Origin of the sequence: Pseudoxanthomonas sp. Root630, assembly GCF_001427585.1 — a bacterium.
Classification (GTDB): Bacteria; Pseudomonadota; Gammaproteobacteria; order Xanthomonadales; family Xanthomonadaceae; genus Pseudoxanthomonas_A.
Window position 1 is genome coordinate 52,418 of record NZ_LMGY01000008.1, and the last position, 24,300, is coordinate 76,717.

Annotated in this window: 27 protein-coding genes, 1 tRNA gene and 1 pseudogene; 11 read left to right on the forward strand and 18 right to left on the reverse strand. The window is 67.5% G+C overall.

Translation table 11 applies throughout. The annotated features are described in order from the left end of the window. The 3 genes and pseudogenes from ASD72_RS21450 to ASD72_RS05825 form a co-directional block, all read right to left on the reverse strand. Positions 1-135: pseudogene (locus ASD72_RS21450) on the reverse strand (flagellin); the annotation flags it as partial. 321 nt (positions 136-456) lie between these two features. After that, positions 457-1,023 carry a hypothetical protein gene (locus ASD72_RS05820; protein ID WP_056879002.1) on the reverse strand — a complete coding sequence of 189 codons (567 nt, stop codon included), beginning with the start codon at positions 1,021-1,023 and terminating at the stop codon, positions 457-459. Then, positions 1,007-1,861, reverse strand: a complete 855-nt coding sequence (locus ASD72_RS05825; RefSeq protein WP_056879033.1) for a hypothetical protein — start codon at positions 1,859-1,861, stop codon at positions 1,007-1,009. The genes ASD72_RS05820 and ASD72_RS05825 overlap by 17 nt, the downstream gene beginning before the upstream one ends. Positions 1,862-2,026: 165 nt before the next feature. On the opposite strand from ASD72_RS05825, the gene ASD72_RS05830 reads away from it, so the two are divergent. Beyond that, positions 2,027-2,434 (forward strand): hypothetical protein, encoded by a 408-nt coding sequence (locus tag ASD72_RS05830; protein ID WP_155944491.1) that lies wholly within the window; start codon positions 2,027-2,029, stop codon positions 2,432-2,434. Between the two features lie 54 nt (positions 2,435-2,488). Here the strand turns inward: ASD72_RS05830 and ASD72_RS05835 are convergent, their stop codons facing one another. Beyond that, positions 2,489-2,896: a GFA family protein gene (locus ASD72_RS05835; RefSeq protein WP_056879004.1), complete on the reverse strand. Its 408-nt coding sequence runs from the start codon at positions 2,894-2,896 to the stop codon at positions 2,489-2,491. 85 nt (positions 2,897-2,981) lie between these two features. Here ASD72_RS05835 and ASD72_RS05840 point away from each other — a divergent pair, with 85 nt between their 5' ends. Beyond that, positions 2,982-3,935 (forward strand): YafY family protein, encoded by a 954-nt coding sequence (locus ASD72_RS05840; protein WP_056879005.1) that lies wholly within the window; start codon positions 2,982-2,984, stop codon positions 3,933-3,935. Positions 3,936-4,054: 119 nt separating this feature from the next. Here ASD72_RS05840 and ASD72_RS05845 read toward each other — a convergent pair whose 3' ends face one another. Then, complete coding sequence (locus ASD72_RS05845) at positions 4,055-4,681, reverse strand: TetR/AcrR family transcriptional regulator (protein WP_056879006.1); 627 nt, start codon at positions 4,679-4,681, stop codon at positions 4,055-4,057. Next, the gene (locus tag ASD72_RS05850; protein WP_056879007.1) at positions 4,681-4,938 is read right to left on the reverse strand and encodes an acyl-CoA-binding protein; all 258 of its coding nucleotides are present in this window, start codon (positions 4,936-4,938) and stop codon (positions 4,681-4,683) included. The genes ASD72_RS05845 and ASD72_RS05850 overlap by 1 nt, the downstream gene beginning before the upstream one ends. A 151-nt stretch (positions 4,939-5,089) precedes the next feature. On the opposite strand from ASD72_RS05850, the gene ASD72_RS05855 reads away from it, so the two are divergent. Further along, entirely contained in the window at positions 5,090-7,078 is a 1,989-nt protein-coding gene (locus tag ASD72_RS05855) for an SDR family oxidoreductase (RefSeq protein WP_056879008.1), read from the forward strand. 36 nt (positions 7,079-7,114) lie between these two features. Here the strand turns inward: ASD72_RS05855 and ASD72_RS05860 are convergent, their stop codons facing one another. From ASD72_RS05860 to ASD72_RS05875, 4 genes are all read right to left on the reverse strand, one after another. Then, positions 7,115-7,543, reverse strand: coding sequence for a group II truncated hemoglobin (locus tag ASD72_RS05860; RefSeq protein WP_056879009.1), 429 nt, complete (start codon positions 7,541-7,543; stop codon positions 7,115-7,117). Positions 7,544-7,625: 82 nt separating this feature from the next. Beyond that, on the reverse strand, positions 7,626-8,576 hold the full coding sequence (locus ASD72_RS05865; protein WP_056879010.1) for a restriction endonuclease: 951 nt from the start codon (positions 8,574-8,576) through the stop codon (positions 7,626-7,628). 255 nt (positions 8,577-8,831) lie between these two features. Further along, positions 8,832-9,392 carry a phasin family protein gene (locus tag ASD72_RS05870; RefSeq protein ID WP_056879011.1) on the reverse strand — a complete coding sequence of 187 codons (561 nt, stop codon included), beginning with the start codon at positions 9,390-9,392 and terminating at the stop codon, positions 8,832-8,834. Positions 9,393-9,487: 95 nt separating this feature from the next. Continuing rightward, positions 9,488-10,732, reverse strand: coding sequence for a patatin-like phospholipase family protein (locus tag ASD72_RS05875; protein WP_056879012.1), 1,245 nt, complete (start codon positions 10,730-10,732; stop codon positions 9,488-9,490). An 87-nt stretch (positions 10,733-10,819) separates the two neighbouring features. On the opposite strand from ASD72_RS05875, the gene ASD72_RS05880 reads away from it, so the two are divergent. Beyond that, complete coding sequence (locus tag ASD72_RS05880) at positions 10,820-11,536, forward strand: hypothetical protein (protein WP_056879013.1); 717 nt, start codon at positions 10,820-10,822, stop codon at positions 11,534-11,536. Positions 11,537-11,539: 3 nt separating this feature from the next. On the opposite strand, the gene ASD72_RS05885 is transcribed toward ASD72_RS05880, so the two are convergent. Then, positions 11,540-11,815, reverse strand: coding sequence for a polyhydroxyalkanoic acid system family protein (locus ASD72_RS05885; RefSeq protein ID WP_056879014.1), 276 nt, complete (start codon positions 11,813-11,815; stop codon positions 11,540-11,542). A 99-nt stretch (positions 11,816-11,914) separates the two neighbouring features. Here ASD72_RS05885 and ASD72_RS05890 point away from each other — a divergent pair, with 99 nt between their 5' ends. Further along, positions 11,915-12,718 carry an FHA domain-containing protein gene (locus ASD72_RS05890; protein WP_056879015.1) on the forward strand — a complete coding sequence of 268 codons (804 nt, stop codon included), beginning with the start codon at positions 11,915-11,917 and terminating at the stop codon, positions 12,716-12,718. Here the strand turns inward: ASD72_RS05890 and msrQ are convergent. Next, entirely contained in the window at positions 12,687-13,316 is a 630-nt protein-coding gene (gene msrQ / locus ASD72_RS05895) for a protein-methionine-sulfoxide reductase heme-binding subunit MsrQ (RefSeq protein ID WP_056879016.1), read from the reverse strand. The two genes, ASD72_RS05890 and msrQ, sit on opposite strands and share 32 nt — an antisense overlap. Before the next feature lie 9 nt (positions 13,317-13,325). Further along, the gene (gene msrP / locus ASD72_RS05900) at positions 13,326-14,294 is read right to left on the reverse strand and encodes a protein-methionine-sulfoxide reductase catalytic subunit MsrP (RefSeq protein ID WP_056879017.1); all 969 of its coding nucleotides are present in this window, start codon (positions 14,292-14,294) and stop codon (positions 13,326-13,328) included. A 174-nt stretch (positions 14,295-14,468) separates the two neighbouring features. Here msrP and serC point away from each other — a divergent pair, with 174 nt between their 5' ends. The 3 genes from serC (at position 14,469) to aroA (ending at position 18,176) form a co-directional block, all read left to right on the forward strand. Continuing rightward, the gene (gene serC, locus ASD72_RS05905) at positions 14,469-15,554 is read left to right on the forward strand and encodes a phosphoserine transaminase (protein WP_056879018.1); all 1,086 of its coding nucleotides are present in this window, start codon (positions 14,469-14,471) and stop codon (positions 15,552-15,554) included. A gap of 114 nt (positions 15,555-15,668) precedes the next feature. Then, positions 15,669-16,820: a prephenate dehydratase gene (gene pheA, locus ASD72_RS05910; RefSeq protein ID WP_056879019.1), complete on the forward strand. Its 1,152-nt coding sequence runs from the start codon at positions 15,669-15,671 to the stop codon at positions 16,818-16,820. A gap of 45 nt (positions 16,821-16,865) precedes the next feature. Then, positions 16,866-18,176 carry a 3-phosphoshikimate 1-carboxyvinyltransferase gene (aroA, locus tag ASD72_RS05915; protein WP_056879020.1) on the forward strand — a complete coding sequence of 437 codons (1,311 nt, stop codon included), beginning with the start codon at positions 16,866-16,868 and terminating at the stop codon, positions 18,174-18,176. A 183-nt stretch (positions 18,177-18,359) separates the two neighbouring features. On the opposite strand, the gene ASD72_RS05920 is transcribed toward aroA, so the two are convergent. The 3 genes from ASD72_RS05920 to ASD72_RS05930 all read right to left on the reverse strand — a co-directional run bounded on the left by ASD72_RS05920 (position 18,360) and on the right by ASD72_RS05930 (position 20,068). After that, positions 18,360-18,923, reverse strand: a complete 564-nt coding sequence (locus tag ASD72_RS05920) for an energy transducer TonB (protein ID WP_056879021.1) — start codon at positions 18,921-18,923, stop codon at positions 18,360-18,362. A gap of 126 nt (positions 18,924-19,049) precedes the next feature. Further along, positions 19,050-19,373 (reverse strand): hypothetical protein, encoded by a 324-nt coding sequence (locus tag ASD72_RS05925; RefSeq protein ID WP_056879022.1) that lies wholly within the window; start codon positions 19,371-19,373, stop codon positions 19,050-19,052. 47 nt (positions 19,374-19,420) lie between these two features. Further along, positions 19,421-20,068 (reverse strand): energy transducer TonB, encoded by a 648-nt coding sequence (locus ASD72_RS05930; RefSeq protein WP_056879023.1) that lies wholly within the window; start codon positions 20,066-20,068, stop codon positions 19,421-19,423. A 111-nt stretch (positions 20,069-20,179) separates the two neighbouring features. On the opposite strand from ASD72_RS05930, the gene serS reads away from it, so the two are divergent. Next, entirely contained in the window at positions 20,180-21,469 is a 1,290-nt protein-coding gene (serS, locus tag ASD72_RS05935) for a serine--tRNA ligase (protein WP_056879024.1), read from the forward strand. A 41-nt stretch (positions 21,470-21,510) separates the two neighbouring features. Here serS and ASD72_RS05940 read toward each other — a convergent pair whose 3' ends face one another. Both ASD72_RS05940 and ASD72_RS05945 read right to left on the reverse strand, forming a co-directional pair. Then, positions 21,511-22,245 (reverse strand): DNA alkylation repair protein, encoded by a 735-nt coding sequence (locus tag ASD72_RS05940; protein ID WP_081420174.1) that lies wholly within the window; start codon positions 22,243-22,245, stop codon positions 21,511-21,513. A gap of 61 nt (positions 22,246-22,306) precedes the next feature. Next, positions 22,307-22,885 (reverse strand): NAD(P)H-dependent oxidoreductase, encoded by a 579-nt coding sequence (locus ASD72_RS05945; protein WP_056879025.1) that lies wholly within the window; start codon positions 22,883-22,885, stop codon positions 22,307-22,309. Between the two features lie 115 nt (positions 22,886-23,000). On the opposite strand from ASD72_RS05945, the gene ASD72_RS05950 reads away from it, so the two are divergent. Further along, positions 23,001-24,008: a LysR family transcriptional regulator gene (locus ASD72_RS05950; RefSeq protein WP_056879026.1), complete on the forward strand. Its 1,008-nt coding sequence runs from the start codon at positions 23,001-23,003 to the stop codon at positions 24,006-24,008. 112 nt (positions 24,009-24,120) lie between these two features. Beyond that, positions 24,121-24,210, forward strand: a tRNA-Ser gene (locus ASD72_RS05955). Positions 24,211-24,300 lie beyond the last annotated feature (90 nt).

Genomic DNA, 24,300 nt, shown 5'->3' on the forward strand with positions numbered 1-24,300 from the left:
GGCGTCGTCCTTGGCGCTGTTGATGCGCAGACCCGACGACAGACGCTGGATGGTGGTGGCCAGAGAAGCGCCGCTGGTGCTCAGGTTGCGCTGAGCGTTGAGCGACATCGTGTTCGTGTTGATTACCTGTGCCATGTTCGTCTCCTCTTATTTGGATTCACGGCGTTGAAGGGAAAAGACGCTGCCGGTTTGTTTTGTTGGGCTAGTCGTCTTCGTGTTGCGAAATGAATAACGGCGCTGCCAAAAAAACCTTTAGGGCGCGCGCGAAAAAATGTGTTAGGCGCCGGAAACCGCTGCAGGACAGGCGTTTCGGCAGAGGGTGGAAAACGTGACGGCGGCCCTAAAGAAGGCGCGGGAGGTGCCGTTAAGGCCGCCCGCGCGGGCACGCGGACGGCATCGCGCCCTGCGGGTTCGGTTGGAACGGAACAGGGGGCGCGGCGGTGCGCGCCAGACGGCCTAAGGCGTCGTGATGCGCCAGGCGTCGTCGGGATTGGCGAGCAGCGAAAGACCGGGCGTGCGGTACTCGCACCCGATCAGCGTGCGTCCCTGCATGCCGGAGTGTTCGCCGGCGTAGACGACCAGCGCATGCAGGTCGTCGAGCGCACCGGAGAGCGGTGCGTCGCGGCTGTCCGCGAGCGATTGCTCCAGGCGCGTGCTGGCCGTGTCGATGGGCGCGTCCACCAGCAGCAGCACGCGATTGTCGGTGATGACGATCGCATCACCCTCGTTGCCCCATGCGTCCACGGACTCGTCGAGTCGGTAGAGATCCATTTTCGGCGTTCCGTACTGGCGCTCGGTCTGCACGAATTCGGCAGGGCGTTCGCGTCGCAGCCGTGGCAACAGCGCGGGGATGTCCGCAGGGGACGTCCGGCAGGTCAGTGCATCCAGCAAGGTGTCCGTCGCCTGGGGGAGCGACGGAGGAACAGGGGAGGCAGGCGCGACGACCTGCGCCTCGAGCGTCGCGCTGGCAGCCAGCAGGGCCACCGCGAGCGCGAGCGTCGCCTTGCTATTCGATCTGCGCATTGGCATGCGCCGCGTCCAACGCTTCCATCGCGTCGCGGGGCTTGAGCTTGCCGGCCTTCTCGAAGGCGGCGGCGGCAGCGTCTTCCTTCTTGTCCCCATGCAGGAGCATCAGCACGTTGGCGTACTCGACGTGCGCGATAGGGGAGTCGGGCGTCAGTTTCAGCGCGGTCTTGATGTGGGATTCGGCCTCGCTGGCCTTGGCACCGTAGGTCAGGCCGCCGATCATCGCGCCGATCTTGCCGATGATCTCCGCGTGGTAGAGCGCCAGCGCGGTGTGCGCCTCGGCGTGCTTCGGCGCCCGCTCGAGCGCGGCGTCCAGCGACGCGCGCACCTTGCCGGCGATGCCTTGCTTGAGCGCCTTGGCGATGCTCAGCCCCTGGCTGTAGCGGCCCAGCGCGAAGGCATGGCGATAGTGACTGTTGGCTTCATCGGGCAGCGCCTTGATCGCGGCCTCGGCGAGCTTGGCGCCCTGCTCGAAGCGCTTGAGCTGTTCGGCTTCGTCGTCCACGAGATAGGTGGCGTGGATGCCGATGGCCTTCACCGCCGCGGACGCGCCCAACGGCCCCAGCGCCTCGCCGGCCTCGTAGGCGGCCTGGAAGTCGCCGCGGTGGAAGGCGCGCCATGCGTCCTGCAGCTGCCGGGCCAGATCGTCGGCCGTGATGCCCTTGGCGCCCTTGCCGGCGGCGGCGATCAGCGCCTTGGCGCGCTTGTCGTCGGGGTAGGGTTCCTGGTCGCCCGCATGCAGGGCGGGCCAGGCTTTCTCCAAGGCGTCGCCTGCGTAGGCGTAGGCCTTGGCGTCGTGCGGAAACGGGGCCCACTTCGAAGACTTCGCTGCCATCGGTCGTCCCTCCCAGGATGTCGCGAGCATGGCGGCGAACGCCATCTTCAGGCAACCCCTACGCAATCCGAGCGGAGAGCGGCCAATAGTGTGATTGCTCGACGCCGCCGGGACAGCATCGCTTCATCGAAGCCGGCCACCGTGGTGCGGCACGTGGAACTGAACATGGCCACCAAGAAGAATGCCCGCAAACCCCTTGAGCCGACCCTGCGCCACGTGTGGCTGGCAGGACTGGGCCTGATCGCCGTCAGCCGTCGCGAAACCCTGGCCGCGGTCGCGGATGCGACCCAGCGACTCGATGCCGCGCGCCAGCAGGCCGCCACGTTCGCCAACACCACGCAGCGCGATGTGCTCGGCCGCCTGGCCGATGTCCGCGAGCAGGGCGAAGCCCGCGTCGGCCAGTTCAGTGCCGACGTGGAAGCACGGCTGGAGCCGGTGCTGGTGAAGCTCGGCTTGAAGAAGAAGCCCGCGCGCAAGGCTGCGCGTAGCCGCAAGGCGGCCCCCGCGCGTGCCAAGGCCACCCGCAAGCCGGCGCCGCGCAAACCGGCGGCCCGCCGCACGCGCCGCGCCTGAGCCAATGGCCGGCACGACCTCGACGCCCCGGCTTGCCGGGGCGTTTTCGTTCATCTAGATGTGTTGCGTGACCGTCGGCTCCGAGAACCAGTCGTTGTCGCGCCCGTTGAAGTAGCGGATCGGCACCTGGGCCAGGGTCTCCGGCGCCACGTCGTCCAGGCAGGCCAGGTTCACCGAGACGTACCGGCCGCCCAGCACCTCCAGCTCGCCCCGGCCGAACGATTTGACGCCGCAGTGCCGGCAGAACAGGTGCTCCGTGGCATGGGTGCCGAACCGGTACCGGCCGAGGTCGTCCTCGCCCTGGAGCAGGCGGAAGGCGTCCGGCCGCACGACGACGCCCCAGAATCGCGTCTTGGTGCAGATCGAGCAGTTGCAGCGGCCGCTGCCCGCGGCCAGGTCGAGGTCCGCTTCGTAGCGGATTGCACCGCAATGGCAGCTTCCGCGATAGGTCTGGATCGCCATGGACGCATGCTTCCTTCGGGATGAGGGGCCAGTCTGGCGTCCATCGAGGACAGAATCAGTCCGCAATAGGCGCCATACTGCGTCCATGCTCAGCACCTCCAATCGCCTGCTCCGCCTGTTGTCGCTGATGCAGTCGCGTCGTCACTGGACGGGCGCGGAACTGAGCCAGCGGCTGGACATCGATCGCCGTACCCTGCGCCGCGATGTCGAGCGGCTGCGTGAACTCGGGTATCCCGTCGATGCTTCCCCTGGCCTCGGCGGCGGCTATCGACTGGGGTCCGGCAGCGCGATGCCGCCCGTCTTGCTGGAAGACGACGAGGCGGTGGCCGTCGCCGTCGCACTGCGGACCGCGGCGGCCAGCGTGGGGCGGATGGAGGACACCTCGCTGCGCCTGCTGTCCAAGCTGGACCAGTGGCTGCCGGCCCGCCTGCGCAAGCGCGCGAGTGCGCTGTATTCGGTCACGCTGTCGCTGGCGGGCGGTGCGCCTACCTCGGACGTGGATGCGCTCCTGCGCATCGCCGGCGCGTGCCGGGACGGATTCAGGCTGCGCATGCAGTACCGCGACCGCAGCCAGAAGGCGAGCGAGCGCCTGATTGAGCCCTTGCGGCTCGTGCACACGGGCAGCCGCTGGTACCTCGTGGCCTGGGATCTCAAGCGCGAGGACTGGCGTACCTTCCGGGTCGACCGCGTGCAGGCGCTGCACGACACCGGCACGCAGTTCCCGCCGCGCGCATTCCCGGGCGATGTGGCCGACTACGTCGCCAAATCGATCACCCAACCGTTCACGCGCTTCCAGGTGCGATTGCGGTTGCCGGGACCCATCGAGGAACAGGCCACGCGCGTGCCGCCGTGGTGCGGCATTCTGGAAGCCGGCGATGCGCACCACTGCGTGCTGGAGCTGGGCGCGGAGTCGGTGGAGGCGTTGCTCGCGCTGATGGCCCTGGTGGGGCCGGATTTCGAGGTGCTCGACGATCGCGGCCTGCTGCCGCAGCTGCGTGCGGCATCGGCCCGGCTCGGCGACGCGTTGGCGATGGCTTGATCCCTGGTTCCCCGGAGCTCCTGTAGGAGGGGCTTCAGCCCCGAAGCTCTTCTTGAAAGTCCTCGCCAACCCGACGGGAAAGCTTCGGGGCTGAAGCCCCTCCCACAGGCAGGACAGAGCTAGGCGGTATAGGCCTGCGTCAGCGTGTTCAGGTGTACGCGTTCGGCATCGCGCAGGAACGGTGCTACCAGCATCATCACCTGCACGATGCCCTGGCGGATCGCGGCCTGCTCGTCCTTCTCCCCGCGTGCCGAGGCGTAGTTCAACCAGAAGGTGGACACCACCAGCACGTTGGTGGCGGTGGCGGCCAGTTCGGCGGCGGAGGCGCGCATCACGCCGGCATGGCCCATGCCGCGCATCACCGCCAGCGCGCTGTCGTCCGCGCGCTTGAGGATGCGGGCGAAGCGCAGGCGCAGGCGTCGGTTGCGGCTCAGGATTTCGACCAGGTCGCGGTACAGGAACCGGTAATCCCAGATGCACTCGAACACCAGGTGCAACTGCAGCCAGATGTCTTCCAGTCCGGGCAGGCGATCGGTGGGCGGGGTGAGGGCGGCATCCATGCGCTCTTCGTAGCGGGCGAAGAGCTGCTCGATGATGTCGTCCTTGTTACGGAAGTGGTAATACAGGTTGCCGGGGCTGATCTCCAGCTCGTCGGCGATGTGGTTCGTCGTGACGTGCGGCTCGCCCTGCGTGTTGAACATCGCCAGGGCGGCTTCGAGAATGCGCTGGCGGGTATCGCGCGCCACTACGCGGTGAGTTTCTTCACCAGGTCCACGTACTTCTTCTGGGCGTCCTCGGGCGCGGTGCCCTTCAGCTTGGCCCAGGCTTCGTACTTGGCGGTGCCGACGAAGTCGAAGAAGCCCGGCTTGTCGCCTTTGACGTCGCCTTCCGAGCCCTGTTTGTACAGCCCGTAGAGTCGCAGCAGGGTGTCGTTGTCGGGGCGCTCGGACAGCGTCTGGATGTCCTTGGATGCCTGGTCGAACGCGGTCTTCAGATCTGCCATGGATGATCCCTCCCAGTGATCGCGGCCATCACACCACGGGTAGTGCAGGCGGTCAATCCGCGGCGGGATTGTCGAACCGCAACGGCTCTGGCAAGTTAGGCCGCAGGGCGGTCGGAGGGGCTTGCCCACACAACTCGAGGGATGGGTCGTCATGAGCTATTTCGTCACGGGCGCCACGGGATTCATAGGCCGCTACCTGGTCGGCAACCTCCTCAAGCGCAGCGGGACGGTCCACGTGCTGGTCCGGAAGGACTCGCAGAAGAAGTTCGACGCCATCGCCAAGAAGGCTGGCTGGGACATGAAGCGCGTGTCCGTGGTGCACGGCGACATGACCAAGCCCAAGTGCGGACTGACGCCCGCCCAACTGCGTACTCTGAGCGGCAAGGTGAAGCATTTCTTCCACCTGGCGGCCATCTACGACCTGACCGCCACCCGCGAAGCGCAGCAGGCGGCCAACATCGACGGTACCCAGCATGCGCTGGACCTCGCTGCCGCGCTGAAGGCGGGCTGCTTCCATCACACCAGTTCCATCGCGGCCGCGGGCCTGTACCCCGGCATTTTCCGCGAGGACATGTTCGACGAAGCCGAGGGCCTCGACGATCCCTACCTGCGGACCAAGCACGAATCCGAGGGGCTCGTGCGCAAGGAGAAGCGGATCAAGTGGCGCATCTACCGCCCGGGCATGGTGGTCGGCCACTCCAGGACGGGCGAGATCGACAAGATCGATGGGCCGTACTACTTCTTCACCCTGATCAAGAAACTGCGCGAGTTGCTGCCGCAGTGGGTGCCGGTGCTCGGTATCGAAGGCGGGCGAATCAACATCGTGCCGGTGGATTTCGTCGCCGACGCCATGGACCACATCGCGCACAAGCCGAAGCTGGACGGCCACACCTTCCACCTGACCGATCCGGAGCCGATGCGCGTCGGCGAAGTGCTCAACACCTTCTGCCGCGCCGGCCACGCGCCGGAAATGACCATGCGCATCGACGCGCGCATGTTCGCCTTCGTGCCCGGCAGCATCCGCATGGCCGTGGGCAACCTTCCGCCGGTGCGGCGCTTCATCGGCATGCTGCTGCGCGACTTCAAGATCCCGAAGGAAGTGCTGAAGTTCATCACCTATCCGACGCGCTTCGACAGTCGCGAAACGGAGCGGGCGCTGAAGGGCAGCGGCATTGCCGTGCCGCGCCTGGACGAATACGCGTGGCGCCTGTGGGATTACTGGGAGCGCCACCTGGACCCGGACCTGTTCGTCGACCGTTCGCTGAAGGGCAAGGTGCGCAACAAGGTCGTGGTGATCACCGGCGGTTCGTCGGGCATCGGCCTGTCCACCGCGCAGCGCGTCGCCGAAGCCGGCGCCACCACGATCATCGTGGCGCGCGGCGAGGAAGAATTGTTCAAGGCCCGCGACGAGATGAAGAAGGCGGGCGGCAAGGTGTTCGCCTACACCGCCGACCTTGCCGACATGGCGGACTGCGACCGGCTGGTGAAGACCGTGCTGGACGAGCACGGCCACGTCGACATTCTCATCAACAATGCCGGCCGCTCGATCCGTCGCTCCATCGAGGCCAGTTACGATCGTTTCCATGATTTCGAACGCACGATGCAGCTGAACTATTTCGGCAGCATCCGCCTGATCATGGGCTTCCTGCCGAAGATGACCGAGCGCCGCAAGGGCCACATCATCAACATCAGTTCGATCGGCGTGCTGGCCAATTCCCCGCGTTTCTCGGCCTATGTCGCATCGAAGGCCGCGCTGGATGCGTTCAGTCGCTGCGCGCAGGGCGAACTGTCGGGCAAGGGCATCAGCTTCACCACCATCAACATGCCGCTGGTGAAGACGCCGATGATCGCCCCCACCAAGATGTACGACAGCGTGCCGACCCTTTCGCCGGAAGAGGCGGCCGATCTGCTGGTCAAGGCGATCATCGAGAAGCCCAGCCGCATCGCCACCCGGCTGGGCATTTTCGCGGCGCTGGTCAATGCCGTCGCGCCGAAGGCCTACGAAGTGGTGATGAACACCGCGTTCGAGCTGTTCCCGGACTCGGCCGCCGCCAAGGGCGACCGCAAGGCACTGAAGGAAGCCGCGCCGAGCCAGGAGCAGATCGCGTTTGCGTCGCTGATGCGGGGCGTGCACTGGTAGCAGTGCATCGCCGCCAGTGGTTCCAGGAACGCCGCGTCAGGTGTTCTGCGGATCACTCCACCGCAGCGGCACCGCCTGCAGGTTGCGCATGTGCATCGCGAGCGGTTCGATCCGCGACCAGATGAAGTCGCGCAAGTCAGCGTCTTCCACCGTCTCGGTCATGGCGCCATGGAAGCAGGCCAGCCAGCCGCTGGCTTCGGCCATCCCGATCCGGAAGGGCAGGTGACGTGCGCGCAGCATCGGTGCGCCGTGTTTCTGGGTGAACAGTGGGGGTCCGCCCAGCCAGCCGCTGAGGAACTCGAACAGCTTCTGCTCGCTGCCTTCGAGTGATGCGGGATGTTGCGCGCGCACGGCGGCCGCTTCCGGCAGCGCGTCCATCAGCGCATACATCCGCTGTGTCATCCGGCGCAGGCCGGCTTCGCCGCCGATGCGGTCGTAAGGCGTGGGGTCGGAAACGTCGGTCATCGGGCAGGCGAACGGAGCGGTGCAGCCATCATCCCGATACGCAGGCGGTGCGCACAGCGACGAAGTGTCGCGGTACGACTCCCTACATGTTCTTGCACTGGCGCCAGCGCACCGGTTCGTTGCTGCCCGGTGGCGGGTTGAGCTGCACGCGGGAGGTGCGCAGGGCGGGATAGCGTTCCAGTTCCAGGCAGATCCATGGCCAGACGTCCTTCTCGCTGGCGATGCGGTCCACGCTCAGGGTCAGCTTGGTCTGCCACACGCCGCGGGTGATGCCGGGTGTCTTGGCGAGCGCCTTCAACACCTCGCGCATCTGCGCTTCCAGTTCTTCTTCGGTGGGTTCCTGGAAGTTGCCTGCCGCCACGGGCGCCGGGACAGGCGCGACCGGCGTGGACGTCGCCGGCGGAGTGGCAGGCGCGGCGCGCTCGACCGGAGAGGATGCGGCCTGCTGGCCCGACCAGGTCGCCATGGCCGCCGCACCGAATGCGAGGGCACCGAACCAGGCGATACCGATGTGGCGTTTGGCACGGGCGGCCGCATAGGCCACCACCTGTTCGCGCAGGCTCGGTTCGATCAGGTCCACGACCTCGGGCCACAGGCGGGGACCGTCCAGGACTTCGATGTTGTTGCCCTGGGCCGCATCGCGGCCTTCTTTTTCCACATTGCCTTCGGTGGCGAGGATGCCGCCATGCGCGGCGCCCAGGCGGATGCTGGCGGCCAGCTCGAGCACCGGTGCGGCCGCAATGCGATAGGCCGAGCCGTGCTTGCACGAGAGCAGCCAGCGCTCATCGCCCCGGGCCAGCAGGAAGGTGGACTGCGGCTCGCGGGTTTCGTGCGGTTCGGGACTGGCTTCGGACAGGCCCCGACGTTCCATGGCCGACAGGACCAGCCGCGAGAACTCGCGCCAGCGCAGGCCCGACAGCGCGTGCAGGCCGTAGGACATTTCATCGTGGGGACGGCGGACCAGCCAGAGGTAGGCGGTTGCCGCGATGCCGGTCACCAGGGTGACGGCCAGGCCAAGGAGCCAGATGGACATGCGTCGCGGAGGCGTTTTTGTTGTTCGAAGCCGCGATTCTACCCGGCGCGCCGGGGACTGTCTGTTGCTGGCGTCAGTGCGGGACGACGGATGTCTTGTCGACGGGCATGGAAAAGCCCGCCAGTCCGAAGCCGTAAGGGGAGGGGAGCAAACGAACTTCGATGGACTGGCGGGCTGGAATGATTGTTACGCCATTCGATGGTGCCGTGCAACAAAATTTTATTCAGGAAAGCACACGAAAAAGCATATGCCGCCTTATGGTGCAGCCTTCTTGCGCGATGCACGTTTGGCGGGCGTTTTCTTCGCCGCAGGTGCCGGTTTTTTGGCGGTCGCGGCCTTGCGGGCTTTGGTCGCCTTCGCTGCCGGAGCGCCGCCCAGCTTGCGCAGTTCGCCATTGAGTGCGTCCACGCGATCGATCAGGGCGGAGAGGTCTTCGCGGCTCGGCACTTCCAGGCGGCGCAGGGCGCGATGCACGCGCTCCTCGAAGACCTTTTCAAGGCGATCCCAGGTATCCGACGCGCGCTCGCGGGCCTGGCCCACCGTGGTTTCGACGGCATCGCGCATCGCCTGTGCCTTGCCGCCAGCGGCCTTGCGCGTTACCTGCTCCAGCGAGAGGCCTTCCTTCACCAGCGTTTCGAACAGCTTGGTGCCTTCGGCCTGCGCGCGCCCGAAAGCGCCGACGCCGGCGAGCCACACCTGCTGTGCGGATTCGCCCAGGCGCTTGGAGAGTTGCTCGGCCTGGGCCTGCAGGTGGTCGTTGCTCGAGGAGGAAGCGGATGCGGTTTTCTTGCGTGCGGATTTCTTCAGCGTGGCCATGGCGTTCCGTCGGAGTGTGGTGGCAGGGATTGCGCGCCAGAATCGGAGCGCTGTCTAGAGCTTTCACACCAGCCGGTGACGTGCCCGTGATCGGGTCAGGTGCGACGGGCGGCGCGGCGGCTGGAAACCAGCTGGTCCACATCGTCCAGCGCCCGGCGCAGGCGGGCGGTGGTCTCGGTCATGCGCGGGGTCACGTCCAGGCCGTCGAGGATCGAGCGGTGGCGGTCGTTGACGATGTCGTCGTTGTAGCGGATGCCGTGCGCGGCCAGCATCGGCTTGAGCACGGCGGCGCGCTTGCGCAGGTCGGCCAGTGTGTTGCGGTAGGCCAGCTGGCAGACGCGGTGGCGCGAAGAGAAGCTGAAGAGGTTGGTGAAGAACAGCTCGCTGTCGTCCGAGTTGGGTTCGAACACCAACTGGTCGATGTCCGGGTACCGGTGCGGGTACTTCTCCATGCCGATCTGCATGCGCGACTGCAGCAGGGTGCGCAGGGTCTGCGACAGGACGGCGGGCAGTCCGCCGCTCGCCAGGCCGACCTGCTCGGCTTCGTCCGCCTGCGGCGTGGCCTGGTTGGCGTCGAACGGCACCAGCGGATTGATGCCGATCATCAGGTCGATGCCGCGGTCCAGCACGGTGCTGGCGTGCATCGTGCGGCGCAGCGCGCCGTCGAGGAAGTGGCGGCCGCCGATCTCCACCGGCGGGTACAGGCCGGGCAGGGCGGAACTGGCCTGCACGGCGCGCGAGATCGGGATGTCGTCCCAGCCCTCTTCGCCGAAGCGCACCGCCTCGCCGCTATCCAGGTCCACCGCGACCACGAACAGGTCCGCGTCGAGTGTGCGGAAATCGTTGCTGCGGCCGCGCCGGCTGAAAATGTCGCGCAGGAAGCGCTCGACTTCCTCGTTGTCGAAAATGCCGGTCGGCACCAGGCCGCCGAAGCGCAGGAAGAGATCCGACCAGCGCGTGGCACGGCGCGGGTTGCGGACCAGGCGCGACAGCCAGTCGGCATACAGCCCGGGGAGGCTGGCGGCGCGACGCAGGTACTCGCTGACGTTCGGGCGCAGGAAGGTTTCGGGGCGGAACTCGGCGTCGTCGCTGGTGCCGGTGATGAAGATGCGGCACATCTCCGCGGTGCCCATCCGGTTGGCCAGGCCCGCCGCGAGGAAGGCGCCGGAGCTGACGCCCACGTAGCAGTCCATCCGGGTCAGGTCCAGGCCGTCGAGCGCTTCGTCCAGGGCACGCAGCGCGCCGAGTTCGTACATGCCGCCGATGGGGCCACCGCCGGCGATGGCCAGCCCGATCTTGCCGTTGTGGCCCCGTTGCCGCGCGCTGTGGATCGAAAGCATGTACTACCCGTGATGACCTTGCCGCCCGAGTGTAGCCGACCCGCAAGCGGGTTGCGGCGCGCCCGGCCGGCCAGGATCATGTCACCCATGGCCCGAGGAAATCCGCTGATCGAACGCGTGGGCAGGCGGCTGGCCTGGCACCTGGCGCTGCATGACCCGGACGTCGAGCCGCGGAACCGGCTGCGCTGGTTGCCCGAGTTGAGGCGCTGGCAGGCCGCGCGGCTGGAAACCAGCTTCACCCACTTCCTGAACGACCCCCGGCGCCGCGCCGCGGCGATGTTTTTCCTGACCGACGTCTACGGCGACCACGATTTCAGCCGCCGCGATGCCAACGTGGCCAAGGTCATGCCGATGATGCAGCGCCTGCTGCCGGGAGCGGTGCTGGAGACAGTGGCCCATGGCATCGAACTGGGGGCGCTGACCCATGCCCTGGACATGCGGATGGCGGAGGCCCTGCATCGGCTGGCGCCCAACCGTCGCAAGCTGGATGCCGACCTCTATGGGCGCGCCTATCGCGAGGTCGGCCTGCCGCGCCTGCGGGGGCACCAGATCGACCTGATCGCGGAGGTGGGCGTGGGCCTGGCGCAGGCGGTGAAGACGCCGGGCGTGGCTACCCTGCTCAAACTGTCGCGCGGACCGGCCAAGGCCACCGGCCTGGGCGAGCTGCAGGGGTTCCTGGAGCGGGGATTCGCGGCCTTCGCCGCATTGGGCGACGGCAAGGCGTTCGTGCGCGACATCGAGAACGCGGAGCGGACCATCTCGCACCGCCTGTTCGCGGCCGATCCCGATCCGTTCCGCGATTGATCCTCAGTCGAACTTTTCGCTCAGCACCCGGCGGATCTCGGCTTCGATCGGCCCCTTCATCGCCGACAGCAGGAAGCCCAGGTTCGCGGTGACGCGAAGTTTGTCGGCCAGCAACGCGATCTTGCCTTCCACACCGGAGCGGCTGAAGTTCAGCGTGTCGCCGTCCCAGCCGTAGTCCATGTCGAAGCGCTCGGACAGCTTCCTGGCCACATCCTCGACCGCCTTGCGGGCCTGTTTCGGGGACTTGGAATGCGCGTGCTGGATGTCGATGCTGGCCATGCGTGGGCTCCCTCGGTTCGCCGGTATTGTGCGCAGTCGCGGCGTGCGATGCCAAGCCGGGGCTGCCGTGCGTGCGCCAACCTGATAGGCTCACGCCGCGTGCAGAACCTCCGACTTCACTTCACCAACCGTCCTTCGCCCGACCGGCCGCTGACCACCGGCGTGCACCGCATCGTGCGCGAAGCGGCTGGCACCATCGGGGTCGGCGATGCCTTGCAGGGCGCACTGCTCGCGCAGATCTGCGTGGACCGCCGCGGTCTCTGGTTGCAGGTCGCCAATGGCATGCGCGGAGTGCACATCAACGGCAGGCCCGTTAAGCGAATGGCGGTGCTGCGACCCGGCGACGCGGTGTATGTGGAAGGCGTGGAGCTGCTGTTGCAGTCGGGCTTCCAGTCGGCCACCGACGTGCGCGACGCCGATGCCGGTCAAGGTGATGCCCGCGTAGTCCTGAGAGGCCTGGGGGGCAAGTACCACGGCCGCAGCGTGTCGCTGGAGCACCCGTGCATCGTGGGCCGCGCCCGCGACGCCGACATCCGCGTGGACGACCCGACCTTCGCCGAGCGGCACGCGCGGCTGGAGCTTCGCGGCGACCGCGTGCTGCTGCGCGACCTGGGTTCGGCCGACGGCTCCCGCGTGAACGGCGTCGCCGTGCGCGATGCGCTGTTGGTGGCGGGCGACCAGGTGGTGTTCGACGCGCAGCACCGCTTCGTGCTGGAGGTGCCGTGGGCGCCGAGTGCGCAGGGGAACGACGCCTTCGCCGCGGAAGCGGACGATGAGCCACCAGCGGATCAGGCGCGCGCGCGCCCGGCCATCCCGTCCGTCCGTCGCTGGCCCTGGTTGCTGCTCGCGGCGTTGCTGATGGCGGCCGCGCTCAGCGCGTTGCTGCTGTTCGGCGCCGGTTGAAGGCTTTCCACAGACGCCAGCCCAGCAGCCCCGCCAGGATGCCCGCATAGAGCAACGGTTCGCGGATGTCGGATTTCACCAGCCACCAGAAGTGCAGCACGGCCAGCACGCCGATCGCGTAGACCAGCTTGTGCAACTGGCCCCAGCGCCGGCCGAGGCGCCGCATCCAGCCCTGCGTCGAGGTGATCGCCAGCGGCACCAGCAGCAGCCACGCGGTGAACCCGACGGTGATGTAGGGGCGCTTGACGATCTCTTCGAAGATCTGCGTCCAGTAGCCGCGCAGGTCCAGCGCCAGGTAGGCCGCCAGGTGCACGCTCGCGTAGAAGAAGGCGTACAGCCCGATCATCCTGCGGAAGCGCAGCAGCACCGGTTGGCCGGTGAGTTGGCGTAGCGGTGTGATCGCCAGCGCCACCATCAGCAGGCGCAGCGCCCACAGGCCCGTGCGGTGTTCGATCTCCGCCACCGGATCCGCGCCGAGCGCATCGCTGCCGGTCCGCCAGACATCGACGAACTGCCACGCCAGGATGCCCAGCGGCACCAGCGCGAGCGCGTGGACGGCCGTCTTCGCGGCGACCAGCGCAGGGGAGGCCTTACGCATCGGCGCGGCTCAGTACCACTTCTTCAGGTCCAGCCCGGCATACAGCGAGGCGACCTGGTCGGCGTAGCCATTGAACAGGCGCGTGGGAATGCGTTCGGCGAACAGCTTGCTCTGGGTGCCGGCGATGCGCCGCTCGGTCTTCTGGCTCCAGCGGGGATGGTCCACGTTCGGGTTGACGTTGGAAAAGAAGCCGTACTCGGACGGCTGCAGGTCGTGCCACGCCGTCTCGGGCATGCGTTCGACGAACCTGATCTCCACGATCGACTTGATGCTCTTGAAGCCGTACTTCCACGGCACCACCAACCGCAACGGGGCGCCGTTCTGCTGCGGCAGCGGCTTGCCGTACAGGCCGGTGGCCAGCAGGGTGAGCGGGTGCATCGCTTCGTCGATGCGCAGGCCCTCGCGGTAGGGCCAGTTGATCGAGCGATAGCGCACGCCCGGCATCTGCACCGGATCGGCCAGGGTGGTGAAGGCGACGTACTTGGCCTTGGCGGTGGGCTGGAACTTCTTCAGCACCTCGCCCAGCGGAACGCCCAGCCACGGGACCACCATCGACCAGCCTTCCACGCAGCGCAGCCGATAGACGCGCTCCTCCGGGGTCAGTCCCTTCAGCAGGTCCTCGAACGCGATCCGCCCCGGCTTGGCGCATTCGCCCGCCACCACCACCGACCAGGGCGAGGTCTTCAACGTCTTGCGTGCGGTCGAGGGGTCGGCCTTGCCGGTGCCGAACTCGTAGAAGTTGTTGTAGCTGCTGACGTCTTCGTAGCGGGTCAGGGTTTCCGCCGTGCGGAAGCCCGACCGCGCCTGTTCCGGCGTCACCGTGACCTTGGGTGGCGCGGGTGGTTCGGCCTCGGCGCAGCCGGCGAGGGCGAGGGCCGGGACCGCCGCCAGCGTCTGCAGCAAGCGCCGGCGTTCGAGGTAGACGGCTTCGTCGGTGATCTGCGAAGCAGGGATCCGCAAGGCATCGCGCAACGACATGGGAGGGTTCCTCCTGGGGAACACGTTCGACCCGCAGACCGGGGAATGGTTCACGGGCAAGGCAGCTTCCACAGGGTAGTACGCATGGCGCGGGGAAAGAGATGCTTTCCGTGCTGGTTGCCCCTGCAACTGATGCGCTGCGGCATACTAGGGGTTCATTCCACCAGGTGCCCCATGACGCGCGCGTTCAACTTCAGTGCCGGCCCCGCCACCTTGCCCGAATCGGTGTTGCGGCAGGCCCAGGCCGAGATGCTCGACTGGAACGGCATCGGCGCGTCCATCGTGGAAATCAGCCACCGCAGCCAGGATTTCATTGCAGTGGCGGCCGAGGCCGAAGCGGACCTGCGCCGGCTGGTCGGCATCCCGGACGACTATGCGGTGCTGTTCCTGTCCGGCGGTGCCACCACCCACCAGGCGCTGCTGGCACTGAACTTCGCCGGTCCCGGCCAGGTGGTCGACTACGTGGTGACCGGCCACTGGGGCAAGACCGCGATCAAGCAGGCCAAGCCGTACTGCACGGTCAACATCGCGGCCGACGGCGAAGCGGGCGGCTTCCACGACATCCCGCCGCGGGACAGTTGGAACCTCACGCCCGGTGCCGCCTACGTGCACATCACCGCGAACGAGACCATCCACGGCGTCGAGTTCCGCGATACCCCGGACGTGGGCGAGGTGCCGCTGTTCGCCGATTTCAGCTCCTCGATCGCCTCGGAACCGCTGGACGTATCGAAATACGGCGTGATCTACGCCGGTGCGCAGAAGAACCTGGGCCCGGTAGGCGTGGCGGTGGTGATCATCCGCAAGGACCTGTTCGAGCGCAGCGGCCAGCCACGCGCCGACATCTTCGATTACCGCTCGCACGCCGCGCGCGACTCCATGCTCAACACGCCGCCGACCTGGAACTGGTATCTCGCCGGCCTGGTGTTCAAGTGGATGCTGGCCGAAGGCGGGGTCGAGGAATTCGCGCGCAGGAATGCGCTGAAGTCCTCGTTCGTCTACGACGCCATCGACGCGTCCGGCGGCTTCTACCGCAACGAAGTGGCGCCGGCGGCGCGGTCGCGGATGAACATCCCGTTCTTCCTGCCGGACGAAGCGCTCAACGCGCGCTTCGTGGCCGAATCCAAGGCGGCCGGCTTGCTGGCGCTGAAGGGCCACAAGGCGGTCGGCGGCATCCGCGCCTCGCTGTACAACGCCTTGCCGGTGGAAGGCGCACAGGCGCTGGTGCAGTTCATGCGCGACTTCCAGCAGCGCAACGGATGAATCGACCGCATCATCCCGATGTGGGAGCGACGCAAGTCGCGATGAAGCGTTACCGGTAACCTTTCGCGACTTACGTCGCTCCCACGGGGAGGCGACGGGACTACGGAAAACCCCATGGCATCCAAACCCAGCAAGCCGAAGAAGACCGCCAAGCCCGCCGCGGGCAAGAAGACCGAGGCGACGCCCGCGCCGGTGTTGTCCGACGTGCGCGCCAAGATCGACGGCATCGATCGCCAGATCCAGTCCCTGATCGCCGAACGCGCCGTCTTCGCCCACCAGGTCGGCAAGGCCAAGGGCAAGCTGGCCGCCGCCGTGGACTACTACCGTCCGGAACGCGAAGCGCAGGTGCTGCGCATGGTGGTGGACCGCAACGAAGGTCCGCTCAGCGACGAAGTACTGGTGCATGTCTTCCGCGAGATCATGTCCGCCTGCCTGGCGCAGCAGGAGCCGCTCAAGATCGGTTACCTCGGCCCGGAAGGCACCTTCAGCCAGCAGGCGGTGCTGAAGCATTTCGGTCGCTCGGCACATGGCCTGCCGCTGGCGAGCATCGAGGAAGTGTTCCAGGAAGTGGCCAGCGGCAACGCCGACTTCGGCGTGGTGCCGGTGGAGAACTCGGGGCAGGGCACCATCCAGATCACCCTGGACATGTTCCTGACCTCCGACCTGAAGATCTGCGGCGAAGTCGAGCTGCGCGTGCACCAGTTCCTGATGTCGCGCACGGGCCGCATCGACGACATCGAGCGCATCTACGCGCACCCGCAGTCGTTCGCGCAGACCGCGGGCTGGTTGCGCGCGAACCTGCCGAAGGTGGAGAAGGTGCCGGTGTCGAGCAACGCCGAAGGCGCCCGCCGCGCGCGCGGCAACGACGATGCCGCGGCCATTGGTGGCGAGAGCGCGGCCCACGTGTACGGCCTGAAGAAGGTCGTCATGAGCCCGATCCAGGACGACAAGGACAACACCACGCGCTTCCTGGTGATCGGCCGCAGCATCTTCCCGCCGTCGGGGCACGACCGCACCTCGGTGCTGGTCTTCATCCACGACAAGCCCGGCGCGCTGTTCGATGTGCTCAGTCCGTTCGCGCGCCATGGCATCAGCATGAACCGGATCGAGTCGCGGCCGTCGCACCACGCCAAGTGGGAGTACGGCTTCTTCATCGATCTTGCCGGCCACATCGACGACGAGGCGATGAAGCAGGCACTGGCGGAACTGAAACAGCATTCGGCGCAGATCAAGGTGCTGGGGTCGTACCCGGTCGCGGTGCCCTGATCCTTTGCCCGGGCCCGCGGATGGGCCGATGAACCGAGAGACCTGATGAGCAGCAAGCAAGACTGGATCGCCTCCGCCGGCCGCGCGCTGCGCGGCACCCTGGACATCCCCGGCGACAAGTCGGTATCGCATCGTGCGGTGATGTTCGCCGCCCTGGCCGACGGCACGTCGACGATCGACGGCTTCCTGGAAGGCGAAGACACCCGCGCCACCGCCGCGATCTTCTCGCGCCTCGGCGTGCAGATGGAGACCCCCTCGCCGTCGCGCCGCGTCGTACATGGCGTGGGTGTCGATGGTCTGAAGGCCGCGGACGGTACGTTGGATTGCGGCAACGCCGGCACCGGCATGCGCTTGCTGGCCGGTCTGCTGGCCGCGCAGCGATTCGACAGCGTGCTCATCGGCGACGAATCGCTGTCCAAGCGTCCCATGCGCCGCGTCACCGGGCCGCTCTCGACGATGGGCGCGCGTATCGATACCGAAGAAGGCGGCCTCCCGCCGTTGCGCATCCATGGCGGGCAGGCCCTTTCCGGCATCGACTACACGCTGGAAGTCGCCAGCGCCCAGGTGAAATCGGCCGTGCTGCTGGCTGGCCTGTACGCGGAAGGCGAAACGGTGGTGCGTGAGCCGCATCCCACCCGCGACTACACCGAGCGCATGCTGAAGGCGTTCGGCGTCGACATCGCGTTTTCGCCCGGCTTCGCGCGCCTGCGCGGCGGGCAGCGCCTGAAGGCGACCGACATCGCGGTGCCGGCCGATTTCTCGTCGGCGGCGTTCTTCCTCGTCGCGGCCAGCATCATTCCCGGTTCGGAACTGCGCCTGCGCGCGGTCGGCCTGAACCCGCGCCGCACCGGCCTGCTGCAGGCGCTGCGCCTGATGGGCGCCGACATCACCGAAGAAAACGCCAGTGAGCATGGTGGCGAACCGGTGGCGGACCTGGTCGTGCGCCACGCGCCATTGCGCGGCATCGAAGTGCCGGAAGCACTGGTGCCGGACATGATCGATGAGTTCCCGGCGCTGTTCGTCGCGGCTGCGGCGGCAGATGGCCCCACCGTCGTGCGTGGCGCCGCGGAATTGCGCGTGAAGGAATCCGACCGCCTCGCCAGCATGGCCAATGGCCTGCGCGCGCTCGGCCTGCGCGTGGACGAAACACCGGATGGCGCCACGATCTTCCCCGGTCCGTTGCAGGGCGGCGCCGTCGATTCCCACGGCGACCACCGCATCGCGATGGCGTTCTCGATCGCAGGCCAGCTCGCTGCCGGCGAGGTGCGCATCGGCGACGTGGCGAACGTGGCGACCTCGTTCCCGAATTACGACGGGCTGGCGACGGGGGCGGGGTTCGCGTTGCGGAAGGGGTGAGGCCCGGAGGCAGGGGTGTGATGTGCGAGCGACGTAAGTCGCGATGACCCACTGCAGCAGTGCTTCGCGACTTACGTCGCTCCCACAACCGCTGTATTCCGCTTGTCGAATGGAAAAGGGGGACGCCTGCCCGCGTCCCCCTTTCCTTTCCTCGTCAGCTCCATGTGGGGAGCGGTGCGGCGCTTAGATGGGCTTGAAGTCCACCGGCACCTTCACGCTGGTGGCGATCGCCTTGCCGTTGCGCAGGGCCGGCTCGAAGCGCCACTGGCGCACGGCGCTCACGGCGGCGCGATCGAGATCGCGTTCACCGCTACGTCCGACGACGCGCACGTCGATCGGGTTGCCCTGGGCATCGACCTCGGCCAGCACCACGACGGTGCCGCCGACGCCGGCGCGCAGCATCGAGGCCGGGTACTTCGGCTCGGCGTTGCCGGCGAGCGGGCGGGCATCGCGGCTGATCGACGCCGGGCGTGCGGCCGCGGTGCGCTCGGCGCGCTTGCGCTCGGTCGCGGCAGCACGTTCGCTGGCCGGCGTGGTGGTGGCGTCGTCGGCTACCGGGGCAGGCAGCGCCGCGACCGGCGTTTCGTTGCCGGCATGGCGCGACTGTGTCCACCACACCAGGCCCGCGGCGGTGACCGCGAAGGCGAGCAGCATCAGCAGCACGGGCGAGGTGGTGCGGCGCGGTTCCGCCGTGGTGTCTTCGACGGTATCCGGCGTGCGGTATTCGTTGTTGGTGGGCATCGACATATGAACCTCCGTTTCGCGTTGTGGGTTCCGCGTTGGAACGGGGCCGAGTCTTTGCGTAGCGATGTATGCGTTGCGTGAGCGAGCGGTGAAGCGAGCGGGTTTCAATTCAGGTATTGAAACGGCGATTCAGGCTCGTGCGTGGGGCGTCTGGTTACCGAGCATCACCGTGATCAGCACGATGAAATATGCAAAGGCAAGAAGGCGGAGGATCGATCGTGCGTTCAAGAGATACCAGTTGAACCAGCGCGTGGTTTCTTCTGGCCTCAGCTGTTCACGATAAGCGCGCAACTGGGCGGTGGGCCAGTTGCGGAAGATCGGATCCCACTCATGCTCGTCGGTGACGTCGACGCCGTCGTCCACCAGTCGCGTGCAGACGACCACGCCATACAGCAGCCAGAAGCCGCCGAGCGCGACGACGCAGATGACGAACCCCACCATCAGTATGGTCATCGGGACACGAAGCCTCTGCGCACATGGCGGCTACGGCGCCGGAATGCTCACCGCATCTTGAAATCGATCGGCACGGTCACCGCACCGACCACCGCCTGGCCATCCCGCTGGGCGGGCTGGAAGCGCCACTGGCGGACGGCATCGACGGCCGCGCGATCCAGATCGCGCGATCCGCTGCGCTGGGCGACATCGACCGACAGCGGCACGCCATCGGTGCCGACTTCCACGCGCACCATCACCGTGCCCTGGTCGCCGTTGCGCATCGCGGCCTGCGGATATTCGGGGGCAGGGGTCTGGCCCGGAATCGGGACCGGCACGTCGCCGGGGGCCAGGGTGACGCCCGCGGCGGCCGGGGTGGCTTCCGTCGGCGCGATAGGCGCAGTCGCTTCCTCCACCGGGGTCGGCATCGGCTTTTCTTCGACCAGCTGCGGGCGCTCCTCGCTGGCCGGGCGCGCGGCCGGTTCTTCCATGCCGCTGGCGCCGTCGCCCGTGGACAGCGGTTCGGGGAGCGCCTCGATGGGGGCGGCCTTGCCGGGGAGCGTGGGCGCGGCGGTGTAGAACCCGTCGTCGCGGCTGGCCCACCAGACGATCACGAAGAGCAGCAGGCCGGCGCCGAAGGCGATGGCGGCGTTGCGCAGGGCGGTGCGGGGCAGGCGGAAGGTGAAGTGCGGGTCGTTCTGTTGCGGGGCCGACATGGGAGTCACCGGGAAGGTCGCGCCGATTCTTGCACAGCCGGCGTTAAACGCACGGGCAACCGGTCGCGATTGGGCGATAATGCCGGCTTCCCTCGCCAGACCGCTGTTTCCATGCTCGATCCCGTCCTGCTCCGCACCCAACCCGCCGAACTCGCCGAACTCGCCCAGCGCCTCAAGGAGAGCCGCGGCTTCGACCTGGACGTGTCCCGCATCGCCGACCTGGAAGCCTCGCGCAAGCAGATCCAGAAGCGCACCGAGGAACTGCAGAACCTGCGCAACACCCGTTCCAAGGCCATAGGCCAGGCCAAGGCCAAGGGCGAGGACGTGGCCGCGCTGATGGCGGAAGTGGCCGGCTTCGGCGACGAGCTGAAGGCCTCGGAAGTGAAGCTGGACGAGATCCGTGCCGAGATCGAAGCCATCGCCCTGGGCATTCCCAACCTGCCGCACGCCAGCGTGCCGGTGGGCAGCGACGAGGCCGGCAATGTCGAACAACACCGCTGGGGTACCCCGCGCGCGTTCGACTTCGACGTGAAGGACCACGTGGAGCTTGGCGCCCGCCACGGCTGGCTCGACGCCGACACCGCCGCCAAGCTGTCCGGCGCGCGCTTCACCGTGCTGCGCGGCCAGCTGGCCCGCCTGCACCGCGCGCTGGCGCAGTTCATGCTCGACCTGCACACCAACGAGCACGGCTACGAAGAGACCAGCGTGCCGGTGATCGTCAACGCCGATTCGATGCGGGGTACCGGCCAGTTGCCGAAGTTCGAGGAAGACCTGTTCTCCACCGAGCTGGGCGAGCACAAGCGCTACCTGATCCCGACCTCCGAAGTGCCGCTGACCAACATCGTCCGCGACGAGATCCTCGACGACGCCCGTCTGCCGCTGCGCATGACGGCGCATTCGATGTGCTTCCGCTCCGAAGCCGGCAGTGGCGGTCGTGATGTACGCGGCATGATCCGCCAGCACCAGTTCGAGAAGGTGGAACTGGTTTCCATCGCGCGCCCGTCGGAAAGCTACGACGAGCAGGAGCGCATGACCCGCGCCGCCGAAACCGTGCTGGAGAAGCTGGGCCTGCCGTACCGCCGCATGCTGCTGTGCACGGGCGACATGGGCTTCGGCGCCACCAAGACCTTCGACCTGGAAGTCTGGTTGCCGTCGCAGGACACCTACCGCGAGATTTCCTCGTGCTCCAACTGCGAGGACTTCCAGGCGCGCCGCATGCAGGCGCGCTGGCGCAATCCGGCTACCGGCAAGCCCGAGCCCGTGCATACGCTCAACGGTTCCGGCACCGCCGTGGGTCGTGCGCTGATCGCGGTGATGGAGAACTACCAGAACGCCGACGGCTCGATCACCGTGCCTGAGGTGCTGCGCCCGTACATGGGCGGGGCCGGGCAGATCGCCTGAGGTTGTATCCCTTCTCTCCCCGCGTCGCAGGGAGAGGGGTTTCAGGTTTTCTTCGTGCGTCCCTTGGTCGCCTTCGCCACTTTCGTGCGCACGGCCACACGACTGAGGTCGCGTAGCGCGTCCTTGCCGACCCAGCGCCGCGTCGCGTCGTCGGACGCTGCCAGCTGAGTCGCCAGCGCGATCGCCTGCGCATGCAGTGCGGCGTTGCGGTGGCCGATGGCGCGCAGTGCCCAGCTCACGCCCTTGCTGACGAAATTACGTTCGTCGCCGGCCGCGGCGTCCACCAGGGCCAGGCCGTTGCGGAAAGGCGCGTCCGGCGTGTGGCGGTCATGCACCGCTAGCCCGGCCAACAGCGCGAAGGCCGCGCGTTTCTCGAACTCGCCGCGCTTGCGCGCCCATGCGTCGATCCGCCCCCAGGCATGCGGGCTGCGATCGAACAGGTGCAGGCACAGCGTGTCGCAGACCGCCCAGTTGTCGAACTGGCGGCACCAGCGGTCCATCCGGGTGGGGGTGAGCTGCGCAGGATCCGCGATGAACGCGACCAGCAGACGCGCCTCGTAGATGCCGCTGTCCCACAGTGGCTGCGCGAGCACGGGCTGGCGCCCGATGCGCTTGCCCAGTGCCTGGATCTCGCGCATCGGCACGCCGAGCGCGTGGGTGTCGGGAATGCCGTAGCGCGCCAGCCCGGCGCGATGCTCCGCACTGGCCGCTGCCTTCAGCAGGGCCAGCGCTTGCGGGGCGTCGATCTGGTCCGGGGTGGTTTTCCGGGCGGGCATCGGCAGGTCGCAGGAACGGGTGCCGGCAGCATACCGGCACCGTCCTTCGATCCGCGGCGGCTCAGGCGGCCTTGCGCACCGGCACCGGGATGCTGGCCAGCGCCGCTTCGATGGCCTCGGCCTTGTGCTCGGGCGAGTAGGCCACGCGCTCGGCGCGGATGAACTCCACGTCAGTGATGCCCAGGAAGCCGAATACCTGCTTCAGGTACGGCGCCACGAAGTCGATCGCGGTGCCGGCGTACTCGCCACCACTGGCCTCGGCCACGATGACCTTCTTGCCGCCGGCCAGGCCCACGGGGCCGTTCTCGGTGTACTTGAAGGTGCGGCCGGCCACGGCGACGCGGTCGATCCAGGCCTTCAGCGTGGAGGGCACGCCGAAGTTGTAGCGGGGGGCGCCCAGGACGATGACGTCGGCGGCCAGGAATTCCTGCATGGCCTGTTCGCCGGCTTGTGCGGCGGCGGTGTCGCCCCCACCCAGTACGGCATTGGTCAGGTGGACCAGCGGGTCGGTGTCGAGGTCGCGGTAGGTGACCTCCAGGCCGGGCATGCTGTCCTGCCAACGGGCTACGATGGCGGCGGTGAGCTGGCGGCTGACCGAATTGGCGGCCAGGGCGCTGCTGTCGATATGCAATAGTTTCATGGAGTGTCTCCGGGGCGGATGCGGCCTCGACCGCGTTGGGGCACACTCTAGGTCGTTGCATTGGTGGGATAAACGTGGTCAAACGTCACTGATTGTTCTATAGGTGGAACTCTAGATGCAGCACGACCTCAACGATCTCTATTATTTCGCCATGGTGGTGGACCACGGCGGGTTCGCCGCGGCCGAGCGCGCGCTGGGCATTCCCAAGTCCCGTCTCAGCCGGCGCATCAGCCAGTTGGAGACCGACCTGGGCGTGCGCCTGCTGCAACGTTCGACGCGCCGCTTCGCGGTGACGGACGTAGGCATGAGCGTGCACCGCCATGCGCAGACGATGCTGGCCGAAGCGCAGGCCGCTCGCGAAGTGGTGGATCGCCTCAGTGCGGAACCGCGCGGCGTGGTCCGCGTCAGCGTGCCGGTGGCCGTGGCGCAGATGCAGTTGCCGAAGATCCTGCCGGCCTTCCTCGACAAGTACCCGAAGGTGCGGCTGCAGTTGCACGTCAACAACCGCCGCGTGGACATCATCAACGAGGGTTACGACGTGGCGCTGCGTGTGCGCGCCAAGCTCGACGACGACGGCAGCCTGGTGATGCGCAGCTTCGGCCAGATCCAGGAGCTGCTGGTCGCCAGCCCGAAGTACCTCAACCGCGCCGGCCGCCCGAAGGTGCCGGAAGACCTGGCCGAGCACGTGACGCTGAGCATCAGCGAGGACGAGGCGCGCCAGCGTTGGGAGCTGCACGGGCCCGACGGCGAAGTGCGCCGGATCGAGCTCAATCCGCGCTTGGCCGGGTTCGATTTCCCGCTGCTGCAGTCGATGGCGAAGGACGGTTACGGCATCACGCTGTTGCCGGAGACGGTCTGCGCCGAGGCCGTGCGCAAGGGCGAGCTCGAAGTCGTGCTGCCGGAATGGAGCCTGCCGCAAGGCATCTGCCACGCGGTGTTCGCCTCGCGGCGGGGCATGTTGCCGGCGGTGCGGGTGTTCATCGATTTCCTGGCCGAGCATCTGCCGCAGCAGATCGAGTCCTCGCGCCTGGATTGCGGCGGCAAGTGCGCCGAGGAGAAGGAAAAGGCGATCGCGGTCGCCATCGACAACGCCAAGGCCGCCAAGGTGAAGAAAGCCTCGTAGGCCACGGCCGCGGGGTTCGTGCGAAAATGCGTTCCGGCCTGCAAGGGGCCGGTCGCGCCGCGGGGCAGGGCGGCGATGCACCACGACGGGGTCGCGGGCAGTTCCAGAAAACGGAGAGATGGCCGAGTGGTTTAAGGCAGCAGTCTTGAAAACTGCCGTAGGTGTAAGCCTACCGTGGGTTCGAATCCCACTCTCTCCGCCATTTCAGTCCCATAGTGGGCACGCCGATTCCCGCCGATTTCCCGCTAGAGACCGAAGTGAGGGTGCGGAGCAGTTCGCCCTTCGATCCCAT